Here is a 22,261-nt window from a genome sequence, read left to right on the forward strand (position 1 = left end):
GCCCGGCGAACTGGTCCGGCCGGTCGCGCCGCTCGACGTACCGCCCGCCGGCGTCGTACCCGCCGACCGGGCCGACCTGGACCGCTGGCCGGCGGCGGCGCTGTTCGCCGCGCGGCTCGCCCAGGTCCGCCCGGAACCGCCGACGCCGGTCGAGTTGCCGGCGCTCGCCGCGCTCGTGCGCCGGCTCGGCGGACTGCCGCTCGCCATCGAGCTGATGGCGGCACGGGGACGCATCCTCGACGTCACCGAACTGCTCGACCGCTACGGCGACCGTGTCCTGGACCTGACCGGCGGACGCCCCGGCTGGGAACCCGCCGGCCCGTCCGCCGGTACGGTGACGCTGCGCGACGCGGTGGCGACCAGCTATCGCCTGCTCGCGCCCGCCGACCGGGCGGCGCTGCGGCGGCTGTCAGCGTTCCGTAACCGCTGGTCGGTCGAGCTGGCCGAGGATCTGCTCGCCGACGGCGGCCGGCGGTGGGACGCCGCGCCGATGCTGGACCGGCTGCGCGAACTGGGCCTGCTGAGTGTCCGGGGCACCGGCCCGTTCCGGTTCCGCCTGCTCGACGCGGTCCGTGACTTCGCCGCGGAGCAGGCCGACGCCGACGGCGAGGCCGCCCGTATCCGGATGCGGCACGCCGCGGTGGTCGCCGGGCTGGTCCACCGCACCGCGCCGGGGCTGGTGGGTCCGCGGATGTCCGGCGCGGTGCGCGTGCTCGACGAGGCGACGAGCGACATCACCGCCGCGCTGGCGTACGCCGCCGAGCACGCGCCCGAGACGGCGCTCCTGCTCGCCGCCTCCCTGCCCCGCTGGTGGCGGCTGCGCGGGCGGGACGCCTCCGGCCGGCGCCGGCTGCGGGAACTGCTGGCCGATCCGCGTACCGCCGGTGCCCGGCCCACGCTGCGCGCCTGGGCCATGCTCGGCGCGGCCCGGCTCGCCGCCGAGCACGGCGCGGGCGCGGAGGAACTTCCGGGCGTGCGGGCCGCCCTGGTCGTCTTCACCGAGGCAGGCGACGTGACGGGCGAACTGTCCGCCCGGTCCGTGCTCTGCGCGCTCCTGCCCGGGCTCGGCGCGCACGACGAGGCCCGCGAGCAGGCCGAGGCCGCGCTCGCGGCGGCCACCCGGCACCACCGGGTACGCGAGATGGCCGTCGCCCAGGCGCACCTGACCTGGCACGACGTACGCGAAGCTCGGCTGGCCGGCGCCCGGCGGCGGCTGGCCACCGTCGACCGCCTGGCGGCGCAGTGCGGTGACCAGCGTCTGCGTGTGCTGGCGCGGGCCGATCAGGCCGAGCTGACCCGCCTTGAGGGCCGGTACGCCGAGGCGGCCGAGCAGGGGCGCCGGGTGGCGGCCGCGCTCGCGGAGCTGGGCGATCCGGGACGGCGGCGCCGGACGATCGGCGCGGTCGGGCTGGCGCTCGCCCACGCCGGGCGCACGGACGAGGCGCTGGCCACAGTGGCCGAGCTGTGGCCGTCGGGTGCGGTGCCGGGCCGGCGCCGGCCACCGGCTGTGGAGATGCTCGACCTTCCCGGCTCGGGTGGGGACGTGCGCACCGAGGACGCGTTGCGCGGGTTGATCGAGGGGCACGTGGCGCTGCACCGGGGAGACCGGGAGGTGGCGGCGGAGTGGTTCGCCGCGGCCGCCGACGCGGCGGAGGGTGTCGCCGACCGGCGGGATCTGGTGGAGGCGCTGGTGGGGCTGGCGGTCAGCACCGCCGACCCGGCCGTGCTGGGCCGGCTGGACGCGGCGCGGTGGGTGACAGGCGTCAGCCTGCTGCCGCAGGAGGAGGAGTTGCTGTTCTCCCTTTCGGCCCGACGGCGGCGATGAACGTCGTCGACGCCGCGGCGGTCGCAAGCCTGTCGGCCGGGCACAGGGAAGGCGGAGGGCGCGGGGGTGGCGCGAGCGAAGTAGCCCCCTGGTGCTGCCCCTCGCTCCACGCTCGCGCCAGCACCCCCCGGTGCCCCCCGCTGCCGGAAGACTACCGAGGTCGGACGACCGATTCATGAATATATGGACCGCTTTGTCCGGCCGTTGGGGCGGTTCTGCCGGTCATTCTGCCGGTGACCGATGGGTAGCCGACGGCAGAGCACGGCCGGTCAGGCGGCGTCCTCGGCCGGTTCGGTGCTGCCGGCGGTGGCACCCGGATGAACCGCGTCGCGTACCCGGCGCAGCCCGTCCAGCAGCCCGTCGAGCTGTGCCGGGTCGAGCTGGCTGGTGAACCACTGCTCGATGATCTTCAGGTGACCGGGCAGGACGTCGTCCAGGCGGCCGAGTCCGGCAGTGGTGACCACCGCGAAGGAGCTGCGCCGGTCGGACGGGCAGGCGCGCCGGCAGATCAGCCCGTCCCGTTCCATCCGGTCCACCACGCGGGTCACGCCGCTGGTGGAGAGCGAGGTCTGCGCGGCCAGGTCGGTCATCCGCAGCTGGTTGTTGGGTGAGCGGGCGAGTCGGGTCAGCACCTCGAACTCGACCGGGGAGAGGCCGTGCTCCTCGAACTGAGCGGCGAACCGGGCGGCGAGCCCGGCGTGCGCCTCGACGAGCAGGCCGACGGCAGTGATCCGGGGGTCGTCGAACACGTTCTGGTCCACGCCACCATCCTAGCAACACTTGACACGGGGAATATTGCTGTGACTATAGTTGCTCAGTCAGTCGTTGGGCTCCTAAACATTCTTCTCCGGAGGAGAGCATCATGACCAGCAGCACCGAGCCGACTACCCGCGACTGGGAGGGTCTCACCATCCCCGCTCCCGGCACCTACGTGCTGGACGCCGCGCACAAGCGTGTCGGCTTCGTCGCGCGGCACATGATGGTCAGCAAGGTACGCGGTGAGTTCGCCGACGCCACCGCCACCATCACCGTCACCGACGACCCGATGCAGTCCACGGTCACCGCCAGCATCCAGGCGGCCAGCATCAACACCGCCCAGGCGGACCGCGACGCGCACCTGCGCAGCCCCGAGTTCCTCGACGCGGAGCAGTTCCCGACGCTGGAGTTCCGCAGCACCGAGGTGAAGTCCCGCGACGGCAACGAGTTCGTGCTCGTCGGCGAGCTGACCATCAAGGGCGTGACCCGTCAGGTCGAGCTCGAGGTGGAGTTCGAGGGCGTCGGCCGCAGCCCGTTCGGCCAGGACATCTTCGGCTTCTCCGCCTCCACCGAGATCGACCGGGAGGACTTCGGTCTGACCTGGAACGTGGCGCTGGAGACCGGCGGCGTCCTGGTCGGCCGCAAGGTCAAGATCGAGATCGAGGGCGAGGCCATCCGCCAGGGCTGAGCCCGGCACCGGCCCGAAGGGTCCGCACCGTCCGCCGACGGTGCGGGCCCTTCTCGCGTACGCCCCGGCGGTGCGAATCGTCACGCGAAGTTCTCCGTACCGACGCGCTGGTGACGGCCGCGACGGGGTACAGGTGCAGACCTGCCGCCCGTCCAGCCGGGCGGCGGGGCGGGCGCACTTACGCCCACCACGCGAATGGTTCACAATGCGTTGCGGAACGGTACGGTTCCGTCGCACCAGCGCCGGGAGGACACATGGGCACAGACGTCGAGCAGGGCGCCTTCTCCCGCGAGGATCGGGTCCGCTACCGGCAGAAGGTCCGACGGTGCCTGGACGTGTTCGCGCTGATGCTCGACGACTTCGGCTTCGACGCCGACCGCCCGATGACCGGGCTGGAGATCGAGCTGAACCTGATCGACGCCGCCGCCGAACCGGCCATGCGCAACGACCAGATCCTCGCCGACATCGCCGACCCGCTGTTCCAGACCGAGCTGGGGCAGTTCAACCTCGAACTGAACGCCTCGCCCCGGCTCATCGAGGGCAGCGGCTTCGCCGACTACGAGCAGGACCTGCGCAGCAGCCTCAGCCGCGCCGACGAGCGGGCCGCCAAGTCCGACGCGACGATCATGATGGTCGGCATCCTGCCCACGCTCACCGAACGCCACCTGGTCGCCGACAACCTCTCCACCAACGAGCGGTACCGCGTCCTCAACGACCAGATCGTCGGCGCCCGCGGCGAGGACATCGAGCTGGACATCAACGGCGTCGAGCGGCTGCGTACGCACACCGACTCGATCGCGCCGGAGGCCGCCTGCACCAGCCTCCAGTTCCACCTCCAGGTCGCGCCGGACAGCTTCGCCGACTACTGGAACGCCTCCCAGGCCATCGCCGGTGTGCAGGTCGCCGTCGGCGCCAACTCGCCGTTCCTCTACGGCCGGCAGCTCTGGGCGGAGACCCGGATCGCGCTGTTCCAGCAGGCCACCGACACCCGCCCGGACGAGCTGAAGGCCCAGGGCGTACGCCCCCGCGTGTGGTTCGGCGAGCGCTGGATCACCTCGATCTTCGACCTGTTCGAGGAGAACGTCCGCTACTTCCCCCCGCTGCTGCCCATCTGCGAGGAGGAGGACCCGGTCGAGGTGCTGCACGCCGGTGGTGTGCCCAAACTCGGTGAGCTGCGGCTGCACAACGGCACCGTCTACCGCTGGAACCGGCCGGTCTACGACATCATGAACGACCGCCCGCACCTGCGGGTGGAGAACCGCGTGCTGCCCGCCGGCCCGACGGTGGTGGACATGCTCGCAAACGCGGCGTTCTACTTCGGGCTGGCCCGCGGCCTCGCCGAGTCGGACCGTCCGATCTGGAGCCAGCTGACGTTCAGCTCGGCGGAGGAGAACTTCCACGCCGCCGCCCGGCGCGGCATCGAGGCGGTCCTGCACTGGCCCCGGCTCGGCGACGTGCCGGTGACCACGCTCGTGCTCGACACGCTGCTGCCGGTGGCCGAGCAGGGGCTGGACCGGTTCGGCGTCGCCCCGGCCGAACGGGACCGCCTGCTCGGCGTGATCGAGGGCCGCTGCCGTACCGGCCGCAACGGCGCGGTCTGGCAGACCGAGACGGTGTGGACGGCCGAGCGGAACCGAGGGCTGGACCGGGAGGCCGCGCTGCACCACATGGTCCAGCGGTACGCCGAACTCCAGCGCGGCAACGAGCCCGTCCACACCTGGCCGGTCGACTAGGGCGTGTCCTGTCGATCATGGGAGCCAGATGACGGCAGCGATCAGGACGAGGCCGGCTCGGTAGAGGGATGCGCGTTTGGCGTATCGCGTTGCCAGGTCACGTCACTGCTTGAGCCGGTTGAAGCAGCGTTCCACGACGTTGCGGTTCTTGTAGATCGCCTTGTCGAAGGCCGGTGGTCGCCCGCCGTGGCTGCCCTTGGCGGCCCGGCGAGCGACCTGGTCGCTGCGTTCCGGGATGACGTGCCGGATCCCGCGTTGTCGCAGGGCTCGCCGGGTCGAGTCATGTGCATAGCCCTTGTCCGCGATCAGCACCTCCGGTCGCTTGCGGGGCCGCCCCGGCCCGGGCTCGTTGACGCGGATCGCGTCCAGCAGCGCCAACAGCTGCGGGTTGTCGCCGGCTTGGCCGGGGGTGAGCAGGATCGACAGCGGCCGTCCGCGTCCGTCGACCGCGAGGTGGATCTTCGTGCTCAACCCGCCGCGGGACCGGCCGATGGCCTCGCCATCTTGCGCACCAGGCGTCGCCGCACTTGCCGGGGAGCCCCCTTTTTGCGGGCGCCAGCGGCATGCTGATGCGCCCGCACGATCGACGAGTCGATGCTGATCGTCCACTGCACCGGCGTGCCGTCGTCATGCACCTGCGCCGCGGCCAGTATCCGATCCCAGGTTCCATCGGCCGTCCAGCGGCGTAGCCGTTCGTGGCAGGTCTTCCACGGCCCGAAGCGCTCCGGCAGGTCACGCCACGGCGCACCCGTACGCAGCTTCCACAGGATCCCGTTGATGACCTGACGGTGATCCCGCCACCGCCCCCGCGCCCCACCAGGTTCCGGTAGCAGCGGCGCGATCACCGCCCACGCCTCATCGGTCAACTCACCACGACGCACCACCGGCACATCGTCAACGATCAACCACTACATGATCGACAGGACACGCCCTAGTCCCCCTGCCGCCCCGGCGCCCCTGCGATCCGCGCCTCGTCGATCTTGGAGTTGCGGCGCCTCGAATCTTCCGAATGGGAGTTTTCTGAGGTGCCACAACTCCAAGATCGATGCGGGCGTGCGGGTGGCTCAGCGGCCGAGGTGACGTGCGGGCCGGGCGGGTGGGGCCTCAGCGACCCCGGCGGCGGGTGGTCTCGGTGGGCGGCGGCGGGTCGGCCTGGTCCGTCGAACCGGTCTGGCCCGGCGAGGCGGTCGGGGACGAGGAGTCGTCCGTCGCGCTTCGCGGGTTCGGCTCGTCGGTGGTTGAACCCTTGTCGCGCGGGCCGGCCTGCGCGGGTGACTCGGGTTGCCGCTGCGGCGGCACGGCCCTACCCCGGCGGCCGGTGGTGGACCGGGTGGCACGTCCCCGATCCGTCTCCGTCCGGCCGGACGCCACGCCCGGCTCGTCGTCCACTGCCGCATCCCGGAGCGAACCGGCCGACACGTTCGGCTCCGCGTCCAGTCCGGTGGCCCGGCCGGCGAGATCCGACGCCGACCGATCCGCGGCCGACCGGGCCGACGCGGATCGACCCGACGTGGACCGGCCCGACGCCGACGCGTCCGACAAGGCCGAGTCCGACACGCTCGCCGTCGACGTGCCCGCGCGCTTCGATGGCGCCGCGCCTGATCGGCCCGACGTCGAGCTGCCGGGCAACGGCCCGTCCGGCCCGTCCGGCTCCGCGGTGGCGGGCGAGGCATCCCCGCTGATCTCATCCGGCTCGCCGGTGCGCTGCCGGGGCAGTGTCACCCGCTCGGCGCTCCGGCGCTCGGCACGCTGGGCCAGCGCGGCCATCACCATCGAGCCGCCGACGCCGGCGATGACCGCGTACGGGGCGATCAGGTGGGCCGACAACTGCTCCGCGGCGATCCCGGCCAGGCGCGGCACGGCGAGCAGGTACGCCAGCGCGACGAGCAGCGGTCCGGCCGCGCCGGAGGCTGCCGCGCCGACCCGGATCTCCGGTGCGCGGGCGGCTCGACGGGCCGCCACCAGGCCGATCACCAGTGCGGAGAGCACCGACAGCAGCGCACCGGGCCAGTAGAAGTAGTCGCGGATCCAGAACGCGCCACGGTCCGCGCTGATCTGCCAGATGCCGAGCTGGGCGGTGGTCAGGCCACGGCCGGCGATCACCCCGTCGACCACCGACACCACAGCGAGCAGCCAGAGCCAGCCGGTGGTGGCGATCAGGTTGGTGGCGGCGGCACGGGTGTGCAGCGCCCAGACGGCGAGCAGTACGCCGAGCACCAGCCCCGCGCCCGCGTACGCGGCGGCGACGGCCTGCGGCGAGGAGACGTCCGGCACCCGGGCCGCCCGCGCGGGTACCGCCACCAGCAGGACGGTGACGATAGCGCCGACACCCGCGGCGAGCGCCAGGCCGAGCCGGGGCAGCGTGCCCGGCGACTCGTCGGCGCCACCACGCAGGCGCTGGGCGCAGACCGCACCGACGATGACCGATGTCGCCGCGATCCAGGTCGCCCAGGCGAGGCTCGCCACCCAGGCCGCCTCGGCCCGTACCGCGCCGTCCGGCACCCAGTTGATGATGCCCAGCCCGTACCCGAAACCGAGCTGCGCGGCGCCCGCGCCGGCGGCGACGCCGAGCGCGGCGGCTGTCGATCCTCCCCAGCCCCGTCTGACCATGCCGGGGAGCGTAACGTCCCGTGGTCGGCGCGGCGAGTCGTAACGACTGGCCGTGACCGTCTGTGAGCAACGGATACGGTCGTCGATGATCGGGGCGGGGAGCATGACGGACGAGCGGCAACCGGCGGGCGACGGCACCGGGCCGGGGCGGGGCAGGCTGCTCCTCGGTGGTGGTGTGGCAGTGGTCCTGCTGGCCGTGATCGGCGCCAGCGTCGGGTGGATCCTTGCCGGTGAGCCGGAGCGTTCGGCCGCGCCCGGCGACTCCGCTCCGCCCGCCGCCGCGTCCACATCGGCCTCCGCGACCACGGCACCGCCGACCACCGCCGCCCCACCATCCGGTACGCGCACCAGCGCCCCGGCCGGGCTCACCGTGCCCGAGGTGGTGGGCGTCGACTTCGAGCAGGCCCGCCGGGACCTGCGCGAGCGCCGCCTCGGTTGGCGGCTGGTCTTCGGTACGGGCAGCGGACGCACCGTGGAGCGCGCCTCACCGGGCCCCGGCACTCCGGTGAAGCGCGGTACCACTGTCACCGTGTGGGTCTCCGGGCCGGCGCCGGCCGTGAGCGTGCCGGACGTGGGCACGCTGTCCTGCTCCGACGCGGCAGACGATCTGGTGGAGGCGGGCCTCTATCCCCGGTACGCCACCGGCCGCCAGGGTCCGGTCACGGCACAGGTGCCGGTGGCCGGCAGTACCGCCCGGTGGAACGACCAGGTGACCCTCACCTGCGGCGACCGGGCGTCCACGCCGCCGACGGTCTCCCCGTCGCCGACTCTCTGACCGGCGCGGCGCGCTGATCCCGGCCGGTGTCGCCGTGGCCCGCTACGGTGGACGATCGAGGGCCGTGCGCCCCGTCCCGGTGGGGAAAGGACGTGCCATGAGCGACGACCGTCAGGAACCACCCGCCGGTGACGCGGACGCCACCCGGGCGCTGCCCCCCGAGCCGGACGCGGACGCCACGCAGGCGATGCCGAGGAACGCCGCCGGGGAGGACGCCGACGCGACCCGGGCGCTGCCCCGCAACGCGGCCGGTGCGGACGCGGACGCGACCCGGGCGATGCCGAGGAACCCGGGCGAGGAAGACGTGGAGGCGACCCGCGCGATGCCGCGGAACGCGGGCGACGCCACCCGTCCGTTGCCCGGCGGCCCGGCAGGACAGGCAGGCCCGGAAGGGCCGGGTGGGCCGCGCCGTCCGCTCGACGCGACCGCCCCGCAGGAACCGGTGGGTGCCTGGTCCGGGCGTGCCGGCGTACCTCCACCGCGTCCGGCCGGCTACCCCGAGCCCGGCGGCGAGTACTACGGCGACGAGCAGGCCGGGCGCCGCTGGTGGATGCCGATCCTGCTGGGCGTCCTGGCGCTGCTCCTGCTCGGGTTGATCGGGGTGGGGGTGTGGCTGGCGTTGCGTGCCGCCGACCGGAACTCCGATCCGGGCCCGCCGGTACCGAGCATCTCGGCGCAGACGAGCGCCGCCCCGACCAGTGCCGCGCCGAGCAGTTCACCGCCGAGTACGCCGCCGGCCACGACCGCCCCGGTCGAGGTGCCGATGCCGCCGCTGGTGGGGCTGCCGGAGGCCGCGGCCCGGGCGGCGCTCGACCGGCTCGACCTGGACTACCGGGTGCAGCGACGGGCGTCGGACCGCCCGGCCGGTACGGTGATCTCCACCGATCCCGAGGCCGGTTACCCGGTGGGCGAGGACGACCGGGTCACGATCGTGGTGGCGGTACCCGCGCCACCGACGAGCGGCCCGAGCACCCCGGGCTCCGCCCCGGCGACGACCACGACGCCCTGACGATCACGAGACGCCTTGACGATCACCGCGAGGCTCTGGCCCGCCACCGCCACGCCTGACTCACCACTGGCGTCTGCGGGTGCCGACCAGACCCAGCCCGGCCAGTGAGATGGCGAGCCCGAGCAGCCCGGAGTAGAACAGCGACCGGCTGAGGTCGTCGGTCGCGCCGGTGGGCCGTTCGGCGAGCGCACCCTCCCCGCCCCCGGTACCCGAGGCCCGGTCGTCGTCCCCCTCCTGCGGGTCGGCGGCCTCGCCGTCCTCGTCGTCGATCGCATCGGAGTCGGCGGCATCCGAGTGGGCCGCATCGGAATCGGCCGTATCGGTCGTGGCCGCGTCGGAGTCCGTCCGGCCGTCCTCGCCGGCCACCGTGATCTCCGGAGCCGGTACGGGCTCGGCGAGCTGCTGGGTGGCGGAGAAGGCGGGATGACGGACCGCGAGCGCGAGGGCGGTCGCGGTGACGAGGAAGAGGAAGAGCCCGAGGGCATAGCCGATACGGGACCGGTGGTGCCGGCGCGCGGCGGGCAAGTTGACCATGACCATCCCAGGTTCAGGGTCCATGGCGCGCGGGGTGGAACGTGCCGGGGTGGGCGTACCGATTCTATGGCGACGGCACGCCCTCCCGGCCGGGAATCGTCAGGTCAGCCGACCCGGACCGGGGTCCGGACCACCGGGCGGCGGGCCGTCCGCACGGTGTGCTGACGCGGAGCCGGCGCGGCCTGGAGCTGCCGCAACCCCTCCTGGAGTACGAAGATCGACCTCCGGTTGACCGCGTCCCCCGCCGCGTTCAACTCGTAGCCGTCGAGCCAGAGCCAACCGTCGTAGGTCGGCCAGTCGAGCACCCGGATCACCCGGAACATGATCGGTCGGAGGAACTGGACACTCGCCGCGCGCGTCACGTGCAGTACGTCACCGGAGCGGGGAAGCACATGGGCTCCTGGGAAGGTCGGCCGGCGGGACCGGCGAGGCTGAACGGGGGTCTGGTGCGGTCCGGTGACGGGGGGTCTGCCTCGTGGACCGGCGGTCGGTGGGTCGGTGCTGGTCGGGCCGTACCCGCGGTGGCGGACCGCCACCCGACCATCACCCGGCTGCTCCCGGTTACCGCTCCCGCCGCCGCAGCCAAGCTGGCGTGCAGCGACGGGGTCTTCATTCCGGGGCAGGTCGCACGGCGCGGGACGGCTCCCCTCCGGCCGTCCCACGGACCGTGGTGTCACCACGCCCGGAGATCAAGCGAAGACGGTGAGTAACCCGTGCCATACGGACAGACTGCATCAGGGGCGTGCGACATGCAAGTTGCACGTCGAGTTTTGCCGATAGGTGAGTCGGACACGCAAACGGCGAAACTTGAAGCGTCAGGTATCGGAGCGGCACACTGGACGCCGGTTTCGCCCGTCGCGGCCGGTCGACGACCGGCACCACCCCTGCCGCGAACGACACCCGCCGCTCGCCGGTCGCGCCCGCGGTGGGAGCCGCACCGGGGCGCGACCGACCGGAGGTAGCCGGGTGACTGTGAAGCGTGGTCCCGCAATCCGATGGACGGCACCGTGAGCGCGAGGAGTGAGCCGGTCCTGCGAGCCCCGCAGTCGCGAACTGAGGGGATGCCGTGAGCGCGAGGAGTGAGCCGGTCCTGCGAGCCCCGCAGTCGCGAGCCGAGGAGACTCCGTGACGGAAAGGCGCAGCCCCACCATCCGGCGGCGCCGGCTGGGTGCGGAACTCCGCCGGCAGCGGGAGGCGGCGGGCATCACCATCGAAGTCGTCGCCGAGCAGCTGGAGTGCTCCGCGTCGAAGATCTCCCGGATCGAGACCGGCCACACCACGGCGACCCCGCGCGACGTCCGCGACATGCTCCGCATCTACGGCGTCGTCGGCGCGGAGAGCGACGAGCTGGTGCAGATCGCCCGGGAGGCCCGGCAGAAGGGCTGGTGGCATCCGTACAGCACGGTGCTCGTCGGCGCGTACGTCGGCCTGGAGGCGGCGGCCAGCTCCATCCGCGCGTACGAGCAGCAGGTGGTGCCGGGCCTGCTGGAGACCGAGGAGTACGCGAGCGCGATGATCCGGGCGGCCCGGCCGGACTTCACCGACGAACAGGTCGACACGCGGGTGCGTGTCCGTCTGGGCCGTCAGTCGTTGTTGACGCAGGACGATCCGGTCGATCTGTGGGTGGTGCTCGATGAGGCGGTGCTGAGCCGGCCGGTTGGCGGCGACGCGGTGATGCGTGGTCAGCTCAAACGGTTGGTGGAGGTGGCCGAACTGCCGAACGTGACAGTGCAGGTCCTGCCCTTCGAGGTGGGAGCGCACGCCGGCATGGACGGGACCTTCACGATCCTCAGCTTCCCCGAGCCGAGTGATCCCGATGTCGTGTACGCGGAGAACGCCACGGGTGGACTCTTCCTGGAGAAGAGTGACGAACTGCAGAAGTACAGCTTCATCTTCGATCACATTCGAGCAGCGGCCATGCGCCCGGAGGAGTCCGTCGCACACATCGCGAAACTGGCAGAGGAGCCACTGTGGAAATGGCGACCAAGGAGTTCCCCGTGGACCTGACGCAGGCGACGTGGTTCAAGAGCTCGAAGAGCGGGCCGAACTGCGACAACTGCGTCGAGGTCGCGTACGTGACCGGGGCGGTCGGAGTGCGGGACTCGAAGGACAAGACCGGCCCGGCCCTGGTCTTCGCTCCGGGTGACTGGCACGCCTTCGTCGCCCGCGCCCGGAACGGCGTGTTCGGCCGGAGCTGACCGGCACCGAGATGTGGTCCCGCCCGGCAGCGCCGCCGGGCGGGACCATTCGCGTCCGGGTGCCCGCGCGGCGGCGGCCACCCGTCGCCAGTTCGGATCCGCCTCGTTGAACCGCACAGATCGGCAACCGAACAAGGCAGGCGAGACGGATGACGACGATCGGTTCAGAGAACCTCACCAGCGGCCCGGGCAAGCCCGAGCGGTTCGGTGGCAAGTACCGGGGTGCCCGCCGGGACACCGTCCTCACCGAGGTGGTCTCCGGTGACGGCGACGACACCCGCGAGGGTGGCGTCCCCGAGCAGGCCGCGGCGCCGCTGTCCCTGCCGTCGCTGGACCCCAACCCGCTGACCGAGCCGTCCTTCCCGCCGAGCGGCTGGCCGGTCGAGCAGCAGGAGTCCCTGGTGGACCACCCGCTGCTGCGCGGTCTGCTGATGGAGCTGCCTCCGAAGGGCAGCGTGCCTCCGCCCGGCTGGCTGGACCGCTGGTTCGAGGCGACCCGCGCGATCCTGGAACTGCTATACGTGCAGGGCGCGAGCCGGTCGCGCTGACACCGCCTCGGCGGCCGGCGTCGCCCGCTCGGCGAGCCGGTTGTGCCGCAGCGCGTGGCGTACTCCGATCGCGCACACACCGAGCACCCCGACGGTGATCGCCGGGCCGGCGACGCCCGGCGCGGCGAACAGGTCGACTCCGGCCGCCGGCAGCACCGCCACCAGCGCCGCGATCGCCGTCGCCTGGAGCGGCAGCGCGATCAGCGGGTGCGCCGCCGCCGCGCGCAGACCGTGCGGGGCGGGGGTGCCCGGTGCCGCCGCGAACGCGCCCGCGCCGGACCGCAGCCGCCGGACCCGCCGTACCGTGCAGACCGCCACCACCGCTGCCGGTACGGCCGCGAGGCCGAGTGCGGCGGCGGCCCGGTCCACAGTGGTGTCGCCGGCGCTCTGCAGGCCCGCGGCGAGGACCGCCGCGGTGAGCGCGAGGCCGGCCAGCACCAGGGCGGACAACCATCCGGTACGCCGGCGCAGCGCGCGGGCGCGGTCGAGCCCGGGCAGGCCCTCCGCGACCAGTCCGGCGGCGAGCCAGACGGCGGCGACGGGAAGCAGTACGGCGAGACGGTCATCCATGCCCCCTAGCCTTGCCCGTTTCGACGTTCGGCGAATCCGGGACGGCACCCCGGTTCGCCCCGTACCCGGGCCCGTAGGGGTGGGGGCGGCTCAGACGTCGAACGTGGCGGGACGCCCGGTGGCCGGCGCCGGCGGGGTGGCCTTCCACAGGCCGGTCTTCTGGGCGGCGAGCCGGGCCAGGTAGGCCGGGTTGAGGATGACGTACCGGCGCCACAGACGCTTGGGTTCCAGGCCGAGCCGCCAGAACCACTCCAGCCCGGCGCGCTGCATCCACGGTGGCGGGTTGCGCAGCAGGCCGGCGTGGTAGTCGAAGGCCGCGCCGACAGCCATCAGCGGCATGTCCAGCAGCGGGCGCATGGCGTACGCGAAGACCTCCTGGCGCGGGCAGCCGAGCCCGACCAGGACGAGGCGGGCGCCACTGGCCCGGATCCGGTCGGCGATCTCGGCGTCCTCGCCCGGGGTGGCGGCACGGAACTTGGACGGCTCGACCCCGGCGATCTTCAGCGCGGGGAACTTGCTCTCCAGCGCCGGGATGAGCCGGGACAGCGTCTCCTCGGTGGAGCCGTAGAGGTAGACCGGCAGCCCTTCCTCGGCGAACCGGGCGAGCACCCGCAGCGTCAGCTCCGGGCCGTAGACGCGGTCGGTGAGCCCGGCGCCGTGCAGCAGGTTGAGGGCCCAGCGCACCGGCTGCCCGTCCGGGGTGACCACGTCGAACGAGTTGAGCCGGGCGTTGTGCGCCGGGTCGAGCACGCCGGTCATCACGCCGTGCACGGCGAGCGCGGTCAGCGCCAGCGGGCGGCGTTCGTGCGCGGCCGCCACCACGGCCTCGGTGGCCCGGGCGTAGTCGGTGGCGTCGACCCCGACGCCGAGCACGTTGCGCTTGGTCCCGGCGCTCATGCCTTCGGCACCCACTTGTCGACGTTGGCCTCGTAGATCTCGCGCAGGATCATCGGCACGTCGTACGTGATCTTCCAGGACGGGTAGTGCTCCTCGAAGCGGGCCATGCTGCTGACGTACCACTGGTGGTCGCCGGTGCGGGCCTGCTCGACGTAGTTGATCCGGGCCTCGCGGCCGGTGATCTCCTGGGCGACCCGGAACGCCTCGATGTGCGAGGTGTTGGAGTGCCGCCCGCCGCCGAGGTTGTAGACCTGAGCCGAGCGCGGCTCACGGAAGAACGCCTCGAACGCGGTCAGCACGTCGTGCGAGTGGATCGCGTCCCGGACCATCTTCCCCTTGTAGCCGAAGAGGTTGTACGTCCGGCCCTCCATCACGCAGCGCATCAGGTACGCCAGGAAGCCGTGCAGTTCGGCGGCGGAGTGCGCCGGGCCGGTCAGCGTGCCGCCCCGGAAGCAGGCGGTCTTCATGTCGAAGTAGCGGCCGTACTCCTGGACCATCACGTCGGAGGCGACCTTCGAGGCGCCGAAGATCGAGTGCAGCGACTCGTCGATCGACATGTCCTCGGTGATGCCGTCGTACCAGCGGTGGTCCTCGGGCAGCTCGTAGCGGGTCTCCAGCTCGATCAGCGGGAGCGAGTTCGGCCGGTCGCCGTACACCTTGTTGGTGGAGCAGTGGATGAACGGCGCGTCGATCGCGTGCCGCCGGGTGTTCTCCAGCACGTTGAGCGTGCCGCCGGCGTTCACGTCGAAGTCGGTGAACGGCTCCTTGGCGGCCCAGTCGTGGCTCGGCTGGGCGGCGCTGTGGATCACCACGGCGATGTCCCTGCCGTACCGCTTGAAGACCTGCTCCAGCCCGTCCCGGTCGCGGATGTCGACGGCGTGGTGGGTGTACGCGGAGCCGAGGTCGGCGGCGAGCCGGTCGAGGCTCCAGGCGGTCGAGCCGTCCTCACCGAAGAAGTACCGCCGCATGTCGTTGTCGATGCCGACCACGTCGAGACCGAGTCCGGCGAAGTGCCGGGCCGCCTCGGAGCCGATCAGACCGCCGGAACCGGTCACCAACGCGACAGTCACACGCCACTCCTGGTCCGTGGGAGGCAGGGAAACCATCGGAGCATAGCGTGACGTCCGGAACGCCCCGATACGAAGCAAGGGCCCCGCTGTGTGCGGAGCCCTTGTTCTGGTGGGGATGGGGGGAGTTGAACCCCCACGTCCTTTCGGACACACGGACCTGAACCGTGCGCGTCTGCCATTCCGCCACATCCCCGTGGCACGACCCGGAACACCATATCGCATCCCGCGCCCGCCATCTGCGGCGGGTGCCGGGACATATTACGCTGTCCACTGGCCACGCCACGAACGATCACCGCTCGTGGCGGGCGAAACTTTAGCACGCTCGCGGGCCTGGTCACGAACGGGCCGACGGCAGCCGGCCGAGCGGCGTGTGAGCTGCGGAGGCGGTGTCCGGATACCATCATTGCCTCGGGACCCGAGGAGGAGCCGGTGAGCGTGCTGCAACGCTTCGAGAAGCGTCTGGAAGGCCTGGTCGAGGGGGCCTTCGCCAAGGTCTTCAAAGGGGTGGTCCACCCCGTGGAGATCCTCAACGCCATGCAGCGGGAGGCCGAGGCGCACAAGGCGATCCTGGCCGGTGGGCGCACCCTTGTGCCCAACCGCTACGTGATCGATCTCTCGCCCTACGACCACAGTCGGCTGGCGCCGTACGCTGCCGCGCTGGCCCAGGAGCTGGCCCAGTCGCAGGCCGAGTTCATCGGCGAGCAGGCGTGGACGGTCTACGGCGACGTGATCGTCGAGGTCGAACGCGGTGAGGGCCTGGACACCGGCATGTTCCGGGTCACCGCCGAGGTCTACACCGGCGGCGACGTCGCCCCGGTCTCCGCGCCCGGCGGCTACGACGCCGGCCCGGCGTACCCAGCGTACGACCAGGGTGGCGGCTACGGCCCTCCGCCCGGTCACGGCGGTGGCCGCAACGTCCGCCTGGTCTCCGGCGACGGCCGCACCTACCCGCTCCAGATGGGCTCGACCGTGATCGGCCGCGGCGACCAGGCCAACCTGCGCCTGCCCGACGTCGGCATCTCCCGGCGCCACGCCCGGCTGGACTTCGACGGCGGCCAGGTGGTGCTGACCGACCTGGGCTCCACCAACGGCACGATGGTCAACGGCCAGCGGGTCTCGGCGGTCGCCCTCAACCCCGGCGACATGATCCAGCTCGGCACCACGACGCTGACCTTCCGCGTGGACGGCTGACCCGCGTTGCCGGAACTGGTCATCACCGTCGCCCGGTTCGGGTTCCTCATCCTGCTGTGGATCTTCGTGTTCACGGTGGTCGGCGTGATCCGCCGGGACCTCTTCGCCGGTGCCCGGTCGGGCAAGCTGGTGGCCGCGCCGCGGGGGATCGGCGCGTCGACCGGGCAGCCGGGGAAGCCGGCGAAGGCCAAGCGCGGCCGGGCCGCCCACCAGTTGGTGGTCACCGCCGGTCAGCTCGCCGGCACCCGGATCACGCTCGGAGAGGCCCAGATCACCATCGGCCGGGCGGAGGACTCGACCCTGGTGATCACCGACGACTACGCCTCGGCGCGACACGCCCGGCTGGTGCCCCGCGACGGGCAGTGGTACGTCGAGGACCTCGGATCGACTAACGGCACCTATCTCGATCGCGCTAAGGTCACCGGACCAACCCCCGTCCCCCTCGGCGTGCCGATCCGGATCGGCCGCACTTCCCTCGAATTACGGCCATGACTCTGACCCTGCGCTACGCGGCCCACAGCGACCGCGGTCTGATCCGAGACGGCAACCAGGATTCCGTCTACGCCGGACCGCGGCTGCTCGCCGTGGCCGACGGCATGGGCGGCATGGCCGCCGGTGACGTCGCCAGCAACATCGTCATCGGTGCCATGGCGCCGCTCGACGAGGACGTCCCCGGTGACGCCCTGGTCGACGCGCTCCGCTCCGCCGTGGGCACCGCCAACCAGCAGCTCCGCGACACCGTGGACGCCAACCCGCAGCTGGAGGGGATGGGCACGACGCTCACCGCGACCCTCTTCTCCGGCAGCAAGCTCGGCATGGTCCACATCGGTGACTCCCGGGCCTATCTCCTGCGCAACGGTGAGTTCGCGCAGATCACCAAGGACGACACGTACGTCCAGATGCTCGTCGACGAGGGCCGGATCAGCGCGGAGGAGGCGAGCAGCCACCCCCAGCGCTCGCTGCTCACCCGGGCGCTCGACGGCCGCGACATCGACCCGGAGTACAGCGTCCGCCAGGTGCTGCCCGGCGACCGCTACCTGATCTGCTCCGACGGGCTCTCCGGCGTGGTCAGCGCGGAGACCATCGCGGACACCATGCGGGAGTACCCCGACCCGCAGCGGTGCGTGGAACGCCTGGTGCAGCTCGCGCTGCGCGGCGGCGGCCCGGACAACATCACGGTGATCATCGCCGACGCCACCGACCAGGACATCGTCGAGGCGTCCCCGATCGTCGGCGGCGCCGCCGCCCGCGACCGGGGCATGGCGACCTCGGCCGACGACTCCACCCCGGCGGCCCGCGCCTCGGCGCTGTCCGCCCCCCGGCCGCCCGCGCCGGAGGAGCCGGCGGACAACCGCGACGACGAGCCGGAGCGGCGCCGTCGCCGGCCGCTGCGTACCGTCGCCATGGTGCTGGCGCTCGCGGTGATCGTCGGCGGTGGCGCGTTCGGCGGGTGGACGTACACCCAGCGGCAGTTCTACGTCGGCGCCACCGACGACGGTCAGCTGGCCGTCTTCCGCGGGGTGCCCGGCCAGGTCGCCGGACTGGACCTGTCGAACGTGCACGAGCGCAGCGAGTCCCGGCTCGACGACCTCACCCTCGCCGCCCAGGAGCGGGTGAAGCAGGGCATCCAGGCCCGCAACGAGCCGGACGCGGAGCGCCGGCTGGCGGAGCTGACCAGCGACGACCCGGCGAACCCGAACCTCAAGCCGCTCTGCCCGCCCGACCCGTCGCCCGGTGCGACCAGCCCGAGCCCGGCAGCGGGCGGGCTGAACCCGCAGGCCAGCGGCAGTCCCGCACCGTCCGTTCCGCCGGCCGGCTCACCGAGCCCCGGCGCGCCGACGCCGCTGACGACCATCACGCCCGACGCCGTACCCTCCGACACCGTTCCGCCGGCCGACCCGGCGGGTTGCCGGTCGCCGGAGTGAGTGCCGGCTCGATCCCGAGGACGTATCCGTGACCGCAGCCGCCGTACCGGCCGCCTCGCCCGCTTCGACGGGCGAGCAGTCCGGCGTACGCCTGGCCCGGTCCCGGCGTAACGCCGAGCTGTCCCTGCTCCTGCTCGCCATGGTGCTCGTGGCGGCGTACGCGGCGATGGTCGAGGCGAAGGCGCTGGACACGATCACGTCCGACTTCTGGATCCCGGCCGCCGCGCTGGGGCTGGTCTTCCTCGGCCTGCACCTGGTGATCCGCTGGCTGGCGCCGTTCGCCGATCCGGCGCTGCTGCCCGCGGTGGCGCTGCTCAACGGCATCGGGGTCGGCTTCCTGCGGCGATACGACCTGGCCAAGGCCACGCCCGCCGAGCGGGAGGACCTGGCGGTCTTCGCCGGTACCGGCGGCCGGCAGCTCGCCTGGACGCTCGCCGCGGTGGTGCTCGCCGCCGCTCTGCTGGCGATCCTGCGCGATCACCGTTCGCTGTCCCGGTACGCGTACACGCTGGGCCTGGCCGGCATCGTGCTGGTGATGATCCCGGCGGTGCTGCCCAGCCGGTTCTCCGAGATCAACGGCGCCAAGCTGTGGATCAAGTTCGGCGGGTTCTCCATCCAGCCCGGTGAGTTCGCCAAGCTGGCCCTGCTCACGTTCTTCGCCTACTACCTGGTGCGCAAGCGCGAGGTGCTCTCGCTCGCGAGCCGGCGCGTGCTGGGCATCGACTTCCCGCGCGGGCGTGACCTCGGCCCGGTGCTCGTGGTGTGGCTGGTCAGCCTCCTGGTCCTGATCTTCGAGAAGGACCTGGGCACCTCGCTGCTCTACTTCGGCATGTTCGTGGTGACGCTCTACATCGCCACCGAGCGGGTGAGCTGGCTGCTCATCGGTCTGATCCTGTTCTTCGGCGGCGCCTACCTGGCGTACGTGCTGGGCAGCACCGTGGGCGGTCCGTTCGCGAACTTCTACGACCGGGCGCAGATCTGGCTGGACCCGTTCGCCGAGCCGTACGACAGGGGTTACCAACTGGTGCAGGGTCTGCTCACGCTCGGCACCGGCGGCCTGTTCGGGGCCGGGCCGGGCGGCGGTCAGCCGGCGTTGCTGCCCGAGGTGCAGACCGACTTCATCTTCGCCGGCATCGGTGAGGAGATCGGCCTGTTCGGTCTCTCCGCGCTGCTGGTGATCTACCTGCTGATCGTGGAGCGGGGCCTGCGTGCCGCGCTGGCGGTACGGGACTCGTTCGGCAAGCTGCTCGCCGGTGGTCTGGCGTTCACGCTGGGCCTGCAGGTCTTCGTCATCGTCGGCGGCATCAGCAAGCTCATCCCGCTGACCGGTCAGACCACCCCGTTCCTGTCCGCCGGTGGCTCGTCGCTGATGGCGAACTGGTTGCTGATCGCCCTGCTGCTGCGGGTGTCCGACGGCGCCCGCCGCCCGGTGACCGGCGGCGGTGGCCCGGCCGCCCGGCCGGCCGGTGGTCCGCCCGAGCAGTTGCACGGCGCCCCGACGGAGGTGATCCGGCCGTGAACGCCCCCCTGCGCCGCGTCGGCGTTGTCGTGATCGTCCTGTTCGGGCTGCTGTTCGCGAACCTGAACTGGATCCAGGCCTACAAGGCCGACGAGTACCGCAACAGCGACTACAACGGCCGGGTCCAGGTCGCCGAGTACGACCGCAAGCGCGGCAACATCGAGGTCGGCGGCACCGCGTACGCGGTCAGCAAGGAGACCGGTGGTGAGCTGAAGTACCAGCGCACCTACCCGGGTGGGGCGATGTACGCGCACGTGCTCGGCTGGAAGCCGGTCAACGGCAGCGCGAGCGGCATCGAGCGGGTGGAGAACGACTTCCTGGCCGGCACCAGCGACGCGCTCATCGCCAGCCGGATCAAGGACATGTTCACCGGTGACGAGACCGGTGGCGGCAACGTGCTGCTGACGCTCTCCAAGGGGGCCCAGCAGACGGCGTTCAAGCAGTTGAACGACAACCAGGTCGGCGCGACGAAGGGCGCGGCCATCGCGATCGACCCGCGTACCGGCGCGGTGCAGGCGCTCGTGTCCATGCCGAGCTTCGACCCGAACCCGCTGGCCAGCCACGACAGCACCGAGGCGGACCGGGCGTACAACACGCTGGAGAAGGACAAGGACCGGCCGCTGGCGAACCGGGCGCTGTCCGAGACGCTGCCGCCGGGCTCCACCTTCAAGATCATCATGGCGGCGGCGGCACTGGAGAACGGCGTCGGGCAGCAGACCCGCATCCCGGCCGGTTCCAGCTACACCGCGCCCGGTGCGGGCCAGCCGATCCGCAACGCCGCGCCGTCGATCTGCCCCGAGTCGCAGGTCACGCTGCGGGAGGCGGTGACCGAGTCCTGCAACACCGGCTTCGCCCAGCTCGGCGTACGCCTGGGCGCGGACAAGGTCAAGGAGAAGGCGAAGCAGTTCGGCTTCGAGCAGGAGGACCTCACCGTCGGCCAGCTCGGTGAGGGCGGCCTGCCGGTGGCGGCCAGCCGCACCGGCGACATGCAGAACCCGGACGGCAGCACCGACCAGGCCGCGCTGGCGCAGTCGTCGATCGGCCAGAACAACGTGCGGATGACCCCGTTGCAGGGCGCGATGATCGCCGCCGCGGTGGCCAACAAGGACGGCAAGCAGATGCGTCCCTACCTGGTCAAGCAGCTGCTCGGGCCGGACCGCACCACCGTCTACGACGCCGCCCAGCCGCGCGAGCTGCGCCGCCCGATCAGCGGCCAGGTCGCCGCCGACCTGCGCGACATGATGCAGAACGTGGTCAAGGAGGGCACCGGCCGCCGGGCCGCCATCGACGGCTTCGTGGTCGGCGGCAAGACCGGTACCGCCCAGTCCGGCCCGAACACCCCGGACCACGGCTGGTTCATCGGCTTCGCGCTGGACAAGGACGGCACGCCGCTCTCCGCGGTCTGCGTCGAGCTGGAGCAGGCGGGCAGCGGCGGCAGCGCCGAGGCGGCCCGTATCGCCGGCCGGATCATGGCGGCGGCGATCGCCGACTCCGGGAGGCGCTGACGTGCTCGGTCCGGGAGTCAAGCTCGGCAACCGCTACCGCCTCGACGAGCGGATCGCCAGCGGTGGCATGGGCGACGTGTGGCGCGGCACCGACCAGGTGCTGGGCCGTACCGTCGCGGTGAAGAGCCTGCTCCCGGCGCTGCTGGACGAACCGGGCTTCGCCGAGCGGTTCCGCGGCGAGGCCCGGACCATGGCCACCATCAACCACCCCGGCGTGGTCGACGTCTACGACTTCGGCAGCGACCAGCACATCGCGTTCCTGGTGATGGAGTACGTCGAGGGCGACGCGCTCTCCGCCACGCTCAGTCGCGTCGGCCGGCTCACCCCGGCCCGCACGATGGCGCTGCTGGCGCAGGCCGCCGACGCGTTGCACGCGGCGCACGAGAAGGGCATCGTGCACCGCGACGTGAAGCCCGGCAACCTGCTGGTCCGGCCGAACGGCACGCTCGTGCTCACCGACTTCGGCATCGCCCGCTCGGACCTGGTCGGCCAGCTCACCGCCGCCGGCTCGGTGCTCGGCACCGCCTCGTACATCTCGCCGGAGCAGGCCACCGGCGCTGTCGCCACGCCCGCCTCGGACGTCTACGCGCTGGGCGTGGTCGCGTACCAGTGCCTGGCCGGCCGCCGCCCGTTCGAAGGGGACAACCCCCTCGAAATCGCCATGAAGCACGTGCGGGACGCCCCGCGGGCGCTTCCGCCGGACATCCCGCCGCAGGTCCGGGCGATCGTGGAGCGGGCCATGGCGAAGGACCCGGCCGCCCGCTGGCCGAGCGCCGCCGCGCTGGCGAGCATCGCCCGGCAGGCCAAGCTCGCGCTCTCCCAGGCGGCCCGCGCCGGGCACCCGATCTCCGGCGTACCCGCCTCGCCCGCCGCGCCGGTCGCGCGGGCGCAGGTGCCGACCGCCGTTC

At 72.5% G+C, this 22,261-nt stretch carries 21 protein-coding genes, 1 tRNA gene and 1 pseudogene; 14 read left to right on the forward strand and 9 right to left on the reverse strand.

The genetic code is table 11. The features are described from left to right. Window positions 1-1,825 (forward strand): ATP-binding protein (locus AC2CHG_RS19455; protein WP_484525297.1); only part of this gene is annotated, 1,825 nt, incomplete at its 5' end. A 269-nt stretch (window positions 1,826-2,094) separates the two neighbouring features. Here AC2CHG_RS19455 and AC2CHG_RS19460 read toward each other — a convergent pair. Continuing rightward, window positions 2,095-2,586: a MarR family winged helix-turn-helix transcriptional regulator gene (locus tag AC2CHG_RS19460; protein ID WP_194800242.1), complete on the reverse strand. Its 492-nt coding sequence runs from the start codon at window positions 2,584-2,586 to the stop codon at window positions 2,095-2,097. Window positions 2,587-2,687: 101 nt separating this feature from the next. On the opposite strand from AC2CHG_RS19460, the gene AC2CHG_RS19465 reads away from it, so the two are divergent. Both AC2CHG_RS19465 and AC2CHG_RS19470 read left to right on the forward strand, forming a co-directional pair. Further along, the gene (locus AC2CHG_RS19465; protein WP_484525298.1) at window positions 2,688-3,269 is read left to right on the forward strand and encodes a YceI family protein; all 582 of its coding nucleotides are present in this window, start codon (window positions 2,688-2,690) and stop codon (window positions 3,267-3,269) included. 254 nt (window positions 3,270-3,523) lie between these two features. Continuing rightward, window positions 3,524-5,002 carry a glutamate-cysteine ligase family protein gene (locus AC2CHG_RS19470; protein WP_366618840.1) on the forward strand — a complete coding sequence of 493 codons (1,479 nt, stop codon included), beginning with the start codon at window positions 3,524-3,526 and terminating at the stop codon, window positions 5,000-5,002. Window positions 5,003-5,017: 15 nt separating this feature from the next. Here the strand turns inward: AC2CHG_RS19470 and AC2CHG_RS19475 are convergent. Together AC2CHG_RS19475 and AC2CHG_RS19480 are read right to left on the reverse strand one after the other, a co-directional pair. After that, a pseudogene (locus AC2CHG_RS19475) lies at window positions 5,018-5,883 on the reverse strand (IS5 family transposase). A 223-nt stretch (window positions 5,884-6,106) separates the two neighbouring features. Then, window positions 6,107-7,612 (reverse strand): hypothetical protein, encoded by a 1,506-nt coding sequence (locus AC2CHG_RS19480; protein ID WP_484525299.1) that lies wholly within the window; start codon window positions 7,610-7,612, stop codon window positions 6,107-6,109. A 103-nt stretch (window positions 7,613-7,715) separates the two neighbouring features. Here AC2CHG_RS19480 and AC2CHG_RS19485 point away from each other — a divergent pair, with 103 nt between their 5' ends. Both AC2CHG_RS19485 and AC2CHG_RS19490 read left to right on the forward strand, forming a co-directional pair. Then, on the forward strand, window positions 7,716-8,387 hold the full coding sequence (locus AC2CHG_RS19485) for a PASTA domain-containing protein (RefSeq protein ID WP_366618836.1): 672 nt from the start codon (window positions 7,716-7,718) through the stop codon (window positions 8,385-8,387). Window positions 8,388-8,484: 97 nt separating this feature from the next. Further along, window positions 8,485-9,396 (forward strand): PASTA domain-containing protein, encoded by a 912-nt coding sequence (locus AC2CHG_RS19490; protein WP_484525300.1) that lies wholly within the window; start codon window positions 8,485-8,487, stop codon window positions 9,394-9,396. Between the two features lie 60 nt (window positions 9,397-9,456). On the opposite strand, the gene AC2CHG_RS19495 is transcribed toward AC2CHG_RS19490, so the two are convergent. Next, window positions 9,457-9,936, reverse strand: a complete 480-nt coding sequence (locus AC2CHG_RS19495) for a hypothetical protein (RefSeq protein ID WP_484525304.1) — start codon at window positions 9,934-9,936, stop codon at window positions 9,457-9,459. Window positions 9,937-10,034: 98 nt separating this feature from the next. Beyond that, window positions 10,035-10,322: a hypothetical protein gene (locus tag AC2CHG_RS19500; protein WP_018785581.1), complete on the reverse strand. Its 288-nt coding sequence runs from the start codon at window positions 10,320-10,322 to the stop codon at window positions 10,035-10,037. 733 nt (window positions 10,323-11,055) lie between these two features. Here AC2CHG_RS19500 and AC2CHG_RS19505 point away from each other — a divergent pair. The 3 genes from AC2CHG_RS19505 (at window position 11,056) to AC2CHG_RS19515 (ending at window position 12,676) form a co-directional block, all read left to right on the forward strand. After that, entirely contained in the window at window positions 11,056-11,937 is an 882-nt protein-coding gene (locus tag AC2CHG_RS19505) for a helix-turn-helix domain-containing protein (protein ID WP_262012858.1), read from the forward strand. After that, window positions 11,907-12,128, forward strand: a complete 222-nt coding sequence (locus AC2CHG_RS19510) for a DUF397 domain-containing protein (protein WP_013283299.1) — start codon at window positions 11,907-11,909, stop codon at window positions 12,126-12,128. Before AC2CHG_RS19505 ends, AC2CHG_RS19510 begins: the two co-directional genes overlap by 31 nt. A 149-nt stretch (window positions 12,129-12,277) precedes the next feature. Then, window positions 12,278-12,676: a hypothetical protein gene (locus AC2CHG_RS19515; protein WP_135242651.1), complete on the forward strand. Its 399-nt coding sequence runs from the start codon at window positions 12,278-12,280 to the stop codon at window positions 12,674-12,676. Here the strand turns inward: AC2CHG_RS19515 and AC2CHG_RS19520 are convergent. From AC2CHG_RS19520 to AC2CHG_RS19535, 4 genes are all read right to left on the reverse strand, one after another. After that, entirely contained in the window at window positions 12,644-13,246 is a 603-nt protein-coding gene (locus AC2CHG_RS19520) for a hypothetical protein (RefSeq protein WP_484525301.1), read from the reverse strand. The genes AC2CHG_RS19515 and AC2CHG_RS19520 overlap by 33 nt on opposite strands. A 90-nt stretch (window positions 13,247-13,336) precedes the next feature. After that, window positions 13,337-14,143 carry a WecB/TagA/CpsF family glycosyltransferase gene (locus tag AC2CHG_RS19525; RefSeq protein ID WP_484525302.1) on the reverse strand — a complete coding sequence of 269 codons (807 nt, stop codon included), beginning with the start codon at window positions 14,141-14,143 and terminating at the stop codon, window positions 13,337-13,339. After that, window positions 14,140-15,249, reverse strand: coding sequence for an NAD-dependent epimerase/dehydratase family protein (locus tag AC2CHG_RS19530; RefSeq protein WP_262012854.1), 1,110 nt, complete (start codon window positions 15,247-15,249; stop codon window positions 14,140-14,142). The genes AC2CHG_RS19525 and AC2CHG_RS19530 overlap by 4 nt, the downstream gene beginning before the upstream one ends. Window positions 15,250-15,320: 71 nt before the next feature. Continuing rightward, window positions 15,321-15,406 (reverse strand) — tRNA-Leu (locus AC2CHG_RS19535). 209 nt (window positions 15,407-15,615) lie between these two features. Between AC2CHG_RS19535 and AC2CHG_RS19540 the strand changes: the two genes are divergently transcribed. The 6 genes from AC2CHG_RS19540 to AC2CHG_RS19565 all read left to right on the forward strand — a co-directional run. Beyond that, on the forward strand, window positions 15,616-16,404 hold the full coding sequence (locus AC2CHG_RS19540; RefSeq protein WP_026267912.1) for an FHA domain-containing protein: 789 nt from the start codon (window positions 15,616-15,618) through the stop codon (window positions 16,402-16,404). A gap of 6 nt (window positions 16,405-16,410) precedes the next feature. Then, a complete protein-coding gene (locus AC2CHG_RS19545; protein WP_128138039.1) occupies window positions 16,411-16,896 on the forward strand; it encodes an FHA domain-containing protein FhaB/FipA in 486 nt (161 codons plus the stop codon). Then, window positions 16,893-18,329: a PP2C family protein-serine/threonine phosphatase gene (locus AC2CHG_RS19550; protein WP_402812990.1), complete on the forward strand. Its 1,437-nt coding sequence runs from the start codon at window positions 16,893-16,895 to the stop codon at window positions 18,327-18,329. Before AC2CHG_RS19545 ends, AC2CHG_RS19550 begins: the two co-directional genes overlap by 4 nt. 28 nt (window positions 18,330-18,357) lie before the next feature. After that, entirely contained in the window at window positions 18,358-19,848 is a 1,491-nt protein-coding gene (locus tag AC2CHG_RS19555; RefSeq protein WP_402812993.1) for an FtsW/RodA/SpoVE family cell cycle protein, read from the forward strand. After that, a complete protein-coding gene (locus AC2CHG_RS19560) occupies window positions 19,845-21,353 on the forward strand; it encodes a peptidoglycan D,D-transpeptidase FtsI family protein (RefSeq protein ID WP_262012852.1) in 1,509 nt (502 codons plus the stop codon). The genes AC2CHG_RS19555 and AC2CHG_RS19560 overlap by 4 nt, the downstream gene beginning before the upstream one ends. Before the next feature lies 1 nt (window position 21,354). Then, window positions 21,355-22,261: serine/threonine-protein kinase (locus tag AC2CHG_RS19565; protein WP_484525303.1), on the forward strand; the 907-nt coding region annotated here is incomplete at its 3' end.

This window comes from Micromonospora sp. ATLC20, assembly GCF_057196585.1.

Excerpts from the sequence above, each read along its gene's own strand:
- AC2CHG_RS19465 (WP_484525298.1), top strand. The coding sequence starts at position 2,688 with ATGACCAGCAGCACCGAGCCGACTACCCGCGACTGGGAGGGTCTCACC.
- AC2CHG_RS19470 (WP_366618840.1), top strand. The coding sequence starts at position 3,524 with ATGGGCACAGACGTCGAGCAGGGCGCCTTCTCCCGCGAGGATCGGGTC.
- AC2CHG_RS19480 (WP_484525299.1), bottom strand. The coding sequence starts at position 7,612 with ATGGTCAGACGGGGCTGGGGAGGATCGACAGCCGCCGCGCTCGGCGTC.
- AC2CHG_RS19485 (WP_366618836.1), top strand. The coding sequence starts at position 7,716 with ATGACGGACGAGCGGCAACCGGCGGGCGACGGCACCGGGCCGGGGCGG.
- AC2CHG_RS19490 (WP_484525300.1), top strand. The coding sequence starts at position 8,485 with ATGAGCGACGACCGTCAGGAACCACCCGCCGGTGACGCGGACGCCACC.
- AC2CHG_RS19495 (WP_484525304.1), bottom strand. The coding sequence starts at position 9,936 with ATGGTCATGGTCAACTTGCCCGCCGCGCGCCGGCACCACCGGTCCCGT.
- AC2CHG_RS19510 (WP_013283299.1), top strand. The coding sequence starts at position 11,907 with ATGGCGACCAAGGAGTTCCCCGTGGACCTGACGCAGGCGACGTGGTTC.
- AC2CHG_RS19515 (WP_135242651.1), top strand. The coding sequence starts at position 12,278 with ATGACGACGATCGGTTCAGAGAACCTCACCAGCGGCCCGGGCAAGCCC.
- AC2CHG_RS19520 (WP_484525301.1), bottom strand. The coding sequence starts at position 13,246 with ATGGATGACCGTCTCGCCGTACTGCTTCCCGTCGCCGCCGTCTGGCTC.
- AC2CHG_RS19525 (WP_484525302.1), bottom strand. The coding sequence starts at position 14,143 with ATGAGCGCCGGGACCAAGCGCAACGTGCTCGGCGTCGGGGTCGACGCC.
- AC2CHG_RS19530 (WP_262012854.1), bottom strand. The coding sequence starts at position 15,249 with ATGGTTTCCCTGCCTCCCACGGACCAGGAGTGGCGTGTGACTGTCGCG.
- AC2CHG_RS19550 (WP_402812990.1), top strand. The coding sequence starts at position 16,893 with ATGACTCTGACCCTGCGCTACGCGGCCCACAGCGACCGCGGTCTGATC.